General features: G+C 63.9%; 13 protein-coding genes. 4 read left to right on the plus strand and 9 right to left on the minus strand.

Going from position 1 to position 10238, the window contains the following annotated elements:
* Window positions 1–656: 656 nt before the first annotated feature.
* From VQ02_RS06055 to VQ02_RS35400, 5 genes are all read right to left on the minus strand, one after another.
* The gene (locus VQ02_RS06055; protein WP_048443273.1) at window positions 657–1163 is read right to left on the minus strand and encodes a Ros/MucR family transcriptional regulator; all 507 of its coding nucleotides are present in this window, start codon (window positions 1161–1163) and stop codon (window positions 657–659) included.
* A gap of 594 nt (window positions 1164–1757) precedes the next feature.
* Window positions 1758–1934 carry a hypothetical protein gene (locus tag VQ02_RS36770; protein WP_157080519.1) on the minus strand — a complete coding sequence of 59 codons (177 nt, stop codon included), beginning with the start codon at window positions 1932–1934 and terminating at the stop codon, window positions 1758–1760.
* Between the two features lie 46 nt (window positions 1935–1980).
* Complete coding sequence (locus tag VQ02_RS06060) at window positions 1981–2226, minus strand: hypothetical protein (protein WP_048443266.1); 246 nt, start codon at window positions 2224–2226, stop codon at window positions 1981–1983.
* Complete coding sequence (locus VQ02_RS06065; RefSeq protein WP_053080252.1) at window positions 2223–2453, minus strand: hypothetical protein; 231 nt, start codon at window positions 2451–2453, stop codon at window positions 2223–2225. Before VQ02_RS06065 ends, VQ02_RS06060 begins: the two co-directional genes overlap by 4 nt.
* Before the next feature lie 167 nt (window positions 2454–2620).
* A complete protein-coding gene (locus tag VQ02_RS35400; RefSeq protein WP_157080520.1) occupies window positions 2621–3016 on the minus strand; it encodes a hypothetical protein in 396 nt (131 codons plus the stop codon).
* Window positions 3017–3441: 425 nt separating this feature from the next.
* Here VQ02_RS35400 and VQ02_RS06070 point away from each other — a divergent pair, with 425 nt between their 5' ends.
* Window positions 3442–3939 carry a hypothetical protein gene (locus VQ02_RS06070; protein WP_053080253.1) on the plus strand — a complete coding sequence of 166 codons (498 nt, stop codon included), beginning with the start codon at window positions 3442–3444 and terminating at the stop codon, window positions 3937–3939.
* Window positions 3940–4133: 194 nt separating this feature from the next.
* On the opposite strand, the gene VQ02_RS06075 is transcribed toward VQ02_RS06070, so the two are convergent.
* From VQ02_RS06075 to VQ02_RS06085, 3 genes are all read right to left on the minus strand, one after another.
* On the minus strand, window positions 4134–4883 hold the full coding sequence (locus tag VQ02_RS06075; RefSeq protein ID WP_048443268.1) for a glucose 1-dehydrogenase: 750 nt from the start codon (window positions 4881–4883) through the stop codon (window positions 4134–4136).
* Between the two features lie 80 nt (window positions 4884–4963).
* Window positions 4964–5776: an SDR family NAD(P)-dependent oxidoreductase gene (locus tag VQ02_RS06080; RefSeq protein ID WP_048443269.1), complete on the minus strand. Its 813-nt coding sequence runs from the start codon at window positions 5774–5776 to the stop codon at window positions 4964–4966.
* Window positions 5777–5831: 55 nt separating this feature from the next.
* Window positions 5832–6500, minus strand: coding sequence for a glutathione S-transferase family protein (locus tag VQ02_RS06085; RefSeq protein ID WP_048443270.1), 669 nt, complete (start codon window positions 6498–6500; stop codon window positions 5832–5834).
* Between the two features lie 189 nt (window positions 6501–6689).
* Here VQ02_RS06085 and VQ02_RS06090 point away from each other — a divergent pair, with 189 nt between their 5' ends.
* From VQ02_RS06090 to VQ02_RS06100, 3 genes are all read left to right on the plus strand, one after another.
* On the plus strand, window positions 6690–7562 hold the full coding sequence (locus tag VQ02_RS06090) for a LysR family transcriptional regulator (protein ID WP_245239641.1): 873 nt from the start codon (window positions 6690–6692) through the stop codon (window positions 7560–7562).
* Window positions 7563–7789: 227 nt separating this feature from the next.
* Window positions 7790–8059 (plus strand): hypothetical protein, encoded by a 270-nt coding sequence (locus tag VQ02_RS06095; RefSeq protein WP_157080521.1) that lies wholly within the window; start codon window positions 7790–7792, stop codon window positions 8057–8059.
* A 148-nt stretch (window positions 8060–8207) separates the two neighbouring features.
* Complete coding sequence (locus VQ02_RS06100; protein WP_048443275.1) at window positions 8208–8792, plus strand: PilZ domain-containing protein; 585 nt, start codon at window positions 8208–8210, stop codon at window positions 8790–8792.
* 552 nt (window positions 8793–9344) lie between these two features.
* On the opposite strand, the gene VQ02_RS06105 is transcribed toward VQ02_RS06100, so the two are convergent.
* Window positions 9345–9554: a hypothetical protein gene (locus VQ02_RS06105; RefSeq protein ID WP_157080522.1), complete on the minus strand. Its 210-nt coding sequence runs from the start codon at window positions 9552–9554 to the stop codon at window positions 9345–9347.
* Window positions 9555–10238 lie beyond the last annotated feature (684 nt).

Here is a 10238-nt window from a genome sequence, read left to right on the forward strand (position 1 = left end):
GCTCCGTCACCGAGCGCTTACGATCCGGCCCACAAGCTTCACCGTGCGATGGTCGAGATGGTGAGGCTGCTGGATGTAGCAGAGCAGGCGTTGCCAGGACACGGGAGAGACGCCGTGTCCTGACACGAAGGTGACACCAGCCGAGCGGCCAAGAGGCGACAGGCTGGGGTGACACTGGACCAATGATCGTTCGCTAGCGCGGTTGCGATAGCAGAACGCCCGCCGGAGGGATAGGACCTTGGCGGGCCTCTGTTCTTGGAGAGAAGCGATTGCCCATCGCAGAGAGCAATGCCCCCTTGCTAGAGATGTTCCAGCATGCGGATGGACGGATCGGCATCGTAAGCACGATACTTGGTCGAAGCGTGACCGGTGGTCCAGGGCGCTCCCTCTAAAGAGACCCGGCCCGCCGACCTTGCTGAAGGGTGATCGGAACAGCAAGGCACCTGCGCTTTAGCAGCGAAGCCTGGCGCTAGCACAGTCATCCGATAGGTTGTGCTGCGCCCGAGGGGGCTACCGGAAACGGGTGAGGATTACGTCCTCGAGCGCGAAGAAGATCCCCATGAGCGCGATCGCAAGGCCTACTACGAACAAGCCAAGTGTTCGGAGCGACAGGGCGTAAAGCCCCCTGCCGCCGCCATAGGTTGTCCTGAACCACGTCACTCCGCCGCTGCATCAGCCTTCTTCGGCCGGCCGCGGCGGGCCGGTGTGGACTCAGTTGCTCCCGTCTCAGCTTCCGCCTTCTGCGCAGCGGCACGATCGCGCCGGATCTGACCGAGGCCCAGGCTCTTAGCAAGCTCGGAGCGCTGAGCGGCGTAGTTCGCCGCTACCATCGGGTAGTCGCGCGGCAAGCCGTATTTCTGCCGGTACTCGTCCGGCGTGAGTCCGTTCGACGTCAGATGCCGCTTGAGGCTCCTGTACGGCTTACCGTCCAAGAAGCTGAAAAGGTGGTCCGGGGTGATCGATTTCCGGATCTGCGCCGGGGTGACCTTGTGATCCTCGACCGGCGCCGCCACCGGCTGGCCGAGGCCGGTCAGAGAGGCGTGCACGGACGCGATCAGGTTAGGCAGGTCCGCCGTCCGGACGTTGTTGTTCGAGACGTAGGCGCCCACAATGTCAGCCGCGAGGCTGATAAAATCAGTATCGTTCTGCGTGGCTTCATCCATATCCGAAATCCACATCGCGCGTTTTCATATGACATAAGATCGATGGTATCCGGCGCAATAAGTCAAGGCCTGTAACGATGCGAAATCGCATATTTCTTATGTGAGTGGATTTTGAGCAAGCTGATGCTACTCAACTCAGAGCGATGGCTGTGCCAGACAGAGCCGGCTCCGAGCAGATTGAGGTGCCATGTGCTCGAATGCGGTTAGTAGGTCTTGCAATCAAGCCCCGTAGCTCGCGGGCAATGACGTCGAGGGGTTGGGGATCGGCGGGCGGAGGGGGCACCAATGCCTCCTCTCACCCCCCCGTCGGTTCGCCCGTCTGAGCCTTGCCTGCCAACCAAGGGCCGTAGACGTTGTCATCTTCGTCTGCATCCCAAGTTGTCTCAAACAGAGTTTTGCAGTCTGGGCAACGGACCTTATCTCCGAAATACCACTCAGATTTGAAGTCCTTACCGCACTCTGAGCAGGTAAATCCGACCGTGTACGTCCTACCCCCATCACCCAACCGCCGCGTCGCCCGCCGAAGCCACAGCACAGCGCCCAGGCCGATCGCCAGCACCAGTGCGGACGTGAGGGCGAGGTAAGACGCGAGGCTCATGCCGATCTGCCCGCGCCGTTGCTCGACGCGAGCGCATCATGGCCCGCGCTGGTGAGGGTCACAGCATCGGCGACGCGATCCACGTCGATCCATCCTTGCGCTACGAGACTGGCGAGGAAGGCGCCATTTGCTCCCCCATAGCCGTCAAGCCGCCGCGCTTCGTCGAGCGACATGGGCCGGCCTTGTCCAGTGCAATGAGGGCTTGCCGCTGCTTCTCGGTCACCCGACTGACGCCAGCAGCACCGCCGTCTTCACGGCATGCGTGCGCTGCAGCTCCGTCACGCCCTCCTGGGCCAACACCTCGACAGCGTAGGCGTGGGCCAGGACGGCAGCGCCGTCGTCGAGGCTCCCCTTCCCGACCTCCGGCGCCGCCGGCTTCGACGGATCGGCGAGGTAGGCCATGATCGCCGGGTCGAGCGTGGCGTCGGAAATCAGCGTCGCCTTGTAGGCCTCGCCACCGGTCATCGCTTGAACTCCCACACCGGGATACCCCGGTACCGCACCGGCTGATCCTTGAAAGCCCGGACCTTGCCGAAGGCGATGTACTCCGGGGTCAACTCCATGAACTCGGCCCAGAACGGCATCAGCACGCCCGTCCAGTCGCCGCGGATGATGCCGTCCTTTGGGCTCACCCCGAAGAGGCTGACGGCGTCCCAGCCGTATTCAAGCGCCCGGGCGCCGTGCAGGGTCACGAACTCGGTGCAACGCTCGTGCGTCTCGCGCCACTCGTCGGGCTTGAAGTTGGGGCACGGGATCGTCGCCGGCGACAGGCTAGCTAAGCCCTTGGACCATTCGAGGACGGTGGGGTGGGAGTATGCTCATGCGACGGTCTATCCCGCGCCGCGTGCGGCTGTCAGCCTCAAGCCGCTGGGTACGATCCCTGGAACAGGGCGCTCATGGCCTTGCCGGAATAGGGTGAGCCAGCGGTGGCGCTGATGCGCGCTGCGGTCGTGCAGCTTGTGGCAGCATGGCAGCGCTGGCACAACGCCGCCAAATTGGCGTCCTCGTTGTTGGCCGTGTCATGGTCGCGGTGGGGAGTAGCCGGCACCACTCGCGTGAAACGGATCCGGGTAAGCAGGTCCTCGTCGCGTAGCCGCTGCCGGAGCCGACGCCTCTGGCAGTCGCGCCAACCCGCGATCTCAGCATCCCACCAGCGGCCGTCACTGAGGTGGAAGATCCGCTGCGGGTCATGCACCTGGTTGGGTCGTCCGCAAACGCCCGGGTCGGGTGTCTCGTAATGGTTCAGTTTGGGCATACCCAAATCGAACCGGGTGCTCCGTGCGCAACGGGTGGAAAGCGGAGATTGGCTCGCCGGCGGCAAGCGGACGTTCCGCTGGTGACCGAGGGTGTGTGAAAACGCAGAGCCCGTAGAAGGATCTTCCCCCGCACACTCTTAGCAGGGTCACTAAAGACATCCTGAGGGCATCCCAGATGCCACCCAGGATCCTCGAATGGCAGCAGCGTGGAAGATTGTTCTACAATTTCAGGGTCCGCCCGGGTTTTCACACAGCCTGGACCCATGCCGGTCATACAGCCTAGCATCGGTGCTCCTCAGAAGCGGTCATTCGTCGGCCGTTCGGCGACTTCGGCGCAAGTTGAAGACCGAGCCATCGCCGGGACACAATCAGATGCTCGTTCGACCACCAACGAGTTCTGTAATGCCCCCCTTGAAGCAGCTCCATGCGCATCACCGCCATCGGTATCGCGACTTTCCTGGCTTGCGCGGTGCTGCCCGTTGCAGGAAGCTTGTCCGCGATGTCCGCCAGCGCCGATCTCACCGCAATTCTCGACGTCTGCGAGGCGACCTCCCTGGACGAGGCAGTGAACAAAGGCGAGCAACTCGGCTGGCCTAAAGCTCCTGAGGACCGTGACTGGCGCGCCGGCTTCGAGCGCCACAACGGCGGCCCGGTACAGGTCGTCGGCTGGCGTCGCACCGAGCGCGAGGGCGACGGGCTGCTGTCCTACTGGGTAGCATCGGGACGCCATCCCCACACAGCGTGCAGCTTCTCCACGGATCAGCCGGGCCTGCTGGAAGCCCTGCGCGACCGCTTCGGCACCCCCGATACCTTCGAGGAGCACGACGACATGATCACCGCCTTCTGGAAACGCGGAGAGGCCGAAATTTCCCTGACCCGGGTCGGGGCGAGCAGCAGCCTCAACCTCTCCCGTCGCGGCTGAGTGGGAATGGGAGCGGGGCGCCGCATCCTGAGTGTGGGCGGACTGGCAGAAGTCCACCTATACCGGCCCGGCGGCTCCCGACCCATGTCCGTCGTTTGCCGGACCCGATGCAGTCCCCGAAAGCGGACGTCCCCGCTGCCGCAGTGTCATCAGCGTCGAACCTATAGTTATCGCTTTCCACACACACGCAGGTCTCAGACCTGCGCCCAGCCGCCATCAATCGTCAGTTCGATGCCGGTCACGTACGACGCGTCGTCCGAGGCAAGGAACAACGCCGCCTTTGCGATGTCGTCGCCAGTGCCGATGCGGCCGGCCGGCACCTGCGACTGGATACGGGCATTGATCCCGTCGATGCTTTCGGGGGGTATCCCGGCCTTGCGCATGATGTCGGTTGCTGTGTGCCCCGGTGCCAGGGCGTTCACGCGGATGCCCCTTCCCTTGAGGTCCGTCGTTAGGGTGCGTGCGAACGAGCGGATCGCCGCCTTGGTCGCCGAGTAGACACTGAAATCCGGCAAGCCCTTGGAGCCGGCGATCGATGTGTTGAGGATGACGGACCCGCCATCCGGGATGAGTGGCAGCAGCTTCTGGACGGTGAAAAACGTCCCCTTCGCGTTCGTATCGAAGGTGTAGTCGAAATCCTCCTCTGTGACCTGTTCGAACGGTCCGAGGCGGCCGCCGCCCGCGTTGGCGAAAAGGACGTCGACACGGCCGTGTCTCGCCTCGGCGTGGGTCCTGAGGGCATTGAGATCCGCGAGTTTGCTGATGTCGCCGCAGAATGCCTCGACGGCTCCGCCAATCTCCCGCACGGCGGCATCCAGGGTATCCTGGTTCCGCTCGGTAATGACGACAGTGGCACCTTCCTTGACGAACAGTCGCGCGGTCGAGCGACCCATGCCTTCGCTTCCACCGGTGATGATCGCTATCTTACCGTCAAGCTTGCCCATTCGCTTCCCTGTGTCTGGTTTCGCCACGGATGCGACGATGTTCGGGAGGACCATCCGGCGATACCGCCGGGCGCTCGACATCAGGCCACGAAGCGCACGACGCCGCCGTCTACACGCAGCGCGGCGCCGCTGGTCGCGGATGCCTGCGCTGAGCAGGCGTAGACGATCATGTTCGCGACCTCGTCGGTGGTGGCGAAGCGCCGGATCAGGGACGTCGGCCGCAGCGCCTGGAGGAAGCCCTGCTCAGCTTCCTCCACCGTCATCCCGTTCGCCTCTGCCTGCCTCGCCATGAATTCGCCGAGGATCTCGGACCGGGTCGGCCCCGGGAGCACTGCGTTCACCGTGACGCCCGTGCCCGCCACCGCCTCGGCCAGGCCGCGCGAGACGGCAAGTTGCGCCGTCTTTGTCATCCCGTAGTCGAGCATCTCCTTGGGCGTGTTGACCCCGGACTCGCTGCTGACGAAGACGACGCGCCCCCAGCCCTTGTCGACCATCCGGGGCAAGTAATGCCGCGATAGGCGGACGCCGCTCATGACGTTGAGCTGGAACAGGCCAAGCCAGTCGTCGTCGGGGATGGCCGCGATATCACGAATGCCCTGGTACTCCCGGAGGAACGCCGTGCCGACGTTGTTCACGAGGATGTCGGCGTCCGGCACCTCCGCGACGAAGGCTTTCGCGCCGTCCGCCGTCGACAGGTCCGCGACGACGCCGGAGATGACGCTCCCTGGATATGCCACGCGCATCTGCCGAACCGCTTCGTCGACCCGTGTCCGCGTGCGGCCGTTGACGACAACCGAGGCACCGGTCCGCGCCAAGCCCTCGGCGGTGGCTCGGCCGATGCCTGCGGTGGAGCCCGTGACAATCGCCGTGCGGCCGCTCAAGTCGATATTCATGGGTCTGCCTTTCCGATGTGGCGCCAGCCGCCCTCGGCGATGCCGGCGCCATGCTTCAAAGCTTGATGCCCGCCGCCCCCAGGGCACCGTCAATGCGATCGTCGACCTCGCGCTTCGTCGCGGCCCAGGCCGGCACCGTGGCCAGCAAGCGCTGCTGCCATGCGACTAGGTTCGGGAACTCGTTCAGGGGGATCTTCGTCCGCTCGTTCTGGGAGAACGGTCCGGCGACGTCGAAATCGGCTAGCGTCAGCCGGTCGCCGACAAGGTAGTCGTGCTTCGCGAGGTGCGTATCCAGAACAGCTGCGGCCGCCCGGATTTTGTCGGCTGCAAGTTTGACGATGCTTTCGTCGGCAGGCTGGCCCATGAAGCGCTTGGCGAGCACCTCATCGAAGGTGAGCGTCGCGAAGACGCGCCACTGCTCGCCCGACCAGAACATCCACTGGAGGACCTCGAACCGCTCGCGAGTCGTACGGCCCGCCAGGTCGCTGCCCGCCTTCTCGGCGAGGTAGAGGTTGATCGCCGCGGACTCGTAGAGGACGAAGTCGCCGTCCACCATCACGGGCGAGAGGCCGTGCGGGTTCAACTCCAGGAACTCGGGCGTGTGGCTCTCGCCCTTGAAGAGATCGATGTCCACGATGTCGATGTCGACGCCCATGGCGGCCGCCGCCGCGGTGACGCGGCGTCTGCTTCCAGAACCTGGGTCGCCGTAGATCTTGATGGCCATAGCAAAACCTTCCTTCTTCCCTCGAAGGCCCATGCATGGCGTCGAGCTTGTCCTGAAGCCTCGTCGCCGTTCTTCGGAGTGCCGCGGTGAGGTCGTGAGTCAGGAGATAGGCCATTTGCAAAGACGGGTGTATTCCCTCACAAAGAAGAACATATATCCGGGATTCGAATGAGTGATCGTTGGCAGGAAATGTCCGTGTTCGTCCGCGTGGCGGAGACAGGGAGTCTGTCGCGAGCGGGACGCGAATTGATGCTCTCGCAGCCCTCCGTCTCGCGCATCGTCGGAGCGCTTGAGGCGCGGCTGGGCACGACGCTGCTTTTGCGCACCACCCGCAGCATCTCCCTGACGGAAGCCGGAAGCCTGTACCTGGAGCGGGCGAGATACCTTCTCGCGGAGGTCGAGGAGGCCGAGCAAGCGGCCCGTGGGGTTGATTCCCTACAGGGCGTCATCCGCCTTGCGTTGCCGGTGCTCTACGGTTCACGCGCGGTCGTCCCCGCGCTGTCGACGTTTCTCGCCCGGCACCCCGACCTTCGGGTCGAGATCACCATGAGCGATGCGCGCCAGAACCTCGTCATGGACGGTGTCGACGTCGCCATCCGCATAGGTGTCGGGCCGCTGGCAGACTCCACCTTCGGAGCCCGCAGGCTTGCCGTGGTCGAGCGGTTGGTTGTTGCGGCGCCGGCTTATCTCGCGGCCCGCGGTACGCCTGCCAATCCGGCCGAACTCGCCCAGCACGATTGCATCGTCCAGCACGGCCTGTTCGGTCGCGAGAGCTGGCGCTTCACGCACAACCGGACCACCACCTCCGTCGATGTCCCTGCGTGGCTTTGGATCAACTCGGCGTCGGGAATACTAGCAGCCGCGGTGGCGGGGTTGGGCGTCGCGCTGGCGACCCGCGTCATGGCCGGGGAGGAATTACGGGACGGCCGGCTCACCCAGCTCCTCAAATCCTACAGGCTCGATCCGGCCGAGGTCTATGCGATCTACCCAGCGGGTCCGAGGCCGTCGGCGAAGGTCCGGTCGATTGTGGATCATCTTGGAGCTGCGCTCACCCCGGGCTAATCACATCCTTCAGCTTGGGTGTAACGGGCCAAGCAGCTGCACTTGCGGCAAGCTTTTGTTTCGGCAGTGCGGTGACCGGCGAAGGGAGCGCGATCCCCAGGCACAGAACAGCAGCTGTCGCGCAGAGTGCGGATTTCACCATGTGGCGACGTGCAGCCCTGCATAGAGGAAGAGGGGGATCATGACGAGCGGACCAAAGGCCCTTTCGGACAGTCAGACTCTCCCTCATGAAGCTGACGAATTGGTTGAGCTGCACCGGTCGAAGGCCGGTCGAGGTCCTCCGATTAGCTGTCGCGATGCGCCACGCAAAGCCGATCGCACAGGAGCTTGGTCGAGCCGGCGCGGTAGCGATTGGCGAGAAGGCTGCGGCGGCCATCGCCCTGATCATGCATGAGCAAGCGACGAACGCGGTTAAGTACGGCGCCCTGTTGATGAGTTCGGGGCACATCACGATCTGCCCGCGATGCGAGGGGGATACCCTGCATCTTCTCTGGTAGGGGCGAGGTGGTCCCGCCGTCGCAGGACCACCCGAGGTGTGCCCACTCAGCAAACGTAGTTCCCGGTCATGAAGGCTCGCCGGTCGTGCAACCTGGCGGTATGGTTATCGCTTATAGGTTGCATCACAGCGTGAGCCGGAGCGCCGAGATGGTGTCGAGCGTTGTTCAAGAGACCACGCCGCCAAGTGTGGTGACGCAGGTCGGCGGGCGCTACCTCCTGGCGGACGGTCAGGAACATACCTGCCAATCCCGGCACATCTCCTTGGACGAAGCAGAGATCATCGCTCCAGTTTCAGGAGCGGTTGGCGAACGCGTCACCGTCTACCTCGACCAAGTCGGCGTCGTGATGGGTGTGATCTCGTCGTTGATGCCTAATGGCTTCCGGATGGCCGTCGAGGTCACGCCCGAGCGACGGGCCCGGCTTGCAGCACGCCTTGAATGGCTCGCTGAACGCGGCCAAGAGCGCGTGGACCAGCGCGGTGCTGTACGCATTATGCCAACCCATACTGACGTTGCGGTGCATCTGAGCGACGGCAGCGTCGTCCACGGCAGGATCAACGACGTCTCGATGTCCGGTGCCGCCATCAAGGCTCCCGTGAATCCCCCCGTGGGCGAGCAGGTCACGGTGGGCAAGCGCCGCGCCACCGTGGTGCGCCACTTCAAGAGCGGCTTCGCGGTGAGGTTCGTGCTACCGTTCTGCTCCGAGACCTTCAGCCCGCACGTCGTACTCTGATGCTTCGAGCGATCAGCCCTGTGTTGCCGTTCTGGAGGCTCTAAGGAGTGCTGCGGTTGCTCGATATTTCCCGTCATCTCATGAGCGTGCGGTGCATCTCCGGCAGCTTGCGGGTACAGCGCCCCCGCCGCGCGGCTCGCACCAGTGCCAGCGCTGCTTCCCCTACCAGTGGGTGATCTGTTCCTCGGACTGTACCCGTTCCGGTTCTAGAGGGGTCAGGGCTTGTACAACCTAGGTGTGTATAAACGGTTAGGGCTCTCATGCATCGCGCGCATGGTTCCTGGGACATAGGTCGTATGGTGCAATGCAGAAAAGCGTGGGATACATAGCCCATGCACGGCCGCGATGGCGTCGCGGCCGTGCTCTGCCCTCTTTGGGCGTTTCCTCCCTAGACTTCGGGCCGCTCTCATGGGCGGCCTTTTCTTTGTCTGGGAGCAAGGTCTTAGCTCGCTCCTCTACCCGTCTCAAGCGCAATTGTGCGCCATCCCTGGGCAGGTGGCACTTTCTTGCACAACGCTCGCCAGGCGCCGTGAGGCCGCCCGCAACGAGCCGCTACTTGGTGATCCGCTTCGGCGAGATTGGGTCGCTGGCCGGAAACGTTTCCTCAACGGCTTGGTCGAGCAGCTGATCCTGTCGCTCCTCAAGATCGTCGTCCGGCTTCCACTGACCGGGAGCACTGGCCGCGGCGAGATCTGCCTTGGCTTTACCAGGGTCTTGAGGGTGGTCCTTGTCGTGATCGGTGCTCTTCGTCAGGTCGATCATTGGCGTGCTCCTAAAGTTGGTGATCACCAACTTCCAAGCCACTTCGCAGTTCGAATTCCTGAGCTGGTGGCGGCCAAGGATGCGGCCGGACGTCAGCGGTAACCTGCAGCGGTCCGTTCGCGTTTGTGACAGGCCTCTTTACGAGCACGGTCTGTGGTCACGAGGCGGATCAGCCCGGAGCCAGAACAGCCTCTGAGATCTGCACAAGCGCCCACTTCAACCCCGAGATTTGACGGCGAAGGTTAATCCGTGCCTGGATGTAGGTTACCGCGGCTCGCGTCCTGAGCCCGAGTCGCGCCACCTGGAGACACCTGCCGCCGCAGTGAGACCCTGAAAAAGCGAGACCCCCGCCAAGGCGCCAACCTTAGCAGGGGTCTGGAGCCCCGAAGGGCCGATCCAAGTCCGTTGCAAGACTGATCGTCCCTGAAATCGCGATCTCTGTCAATCCGAAAGGCGACTTTCGGGAACGGAGAAGCTTTGCCGGGAACCGGGAGCGCCACGCGCGCCTCGGCTCGATCTGCCGCGGCCTCACCTTGAGGCCGACCGATGACCTATGCCGAGATGAAAGAGGCTATCGCCCGGGCGCTCCCCGCGATGCTGCCTGTCAAACGGCATCGGAACGGGACCCCTGATCGGCGTCCAATCGGGCCCCCTTGTTGCGCGTGGCGCGACGCCCCTGATCAG

The organism is Methylobacterium variabile (assembly GCF_001043975.1).
GTDB classification, from domain to species: Bacteria; Pseudomonadota; Alphaproteobacteria; order Rhizobiales; family Beijerinckiaceae; genus Methylobacterium; species Methylobacterium variabile.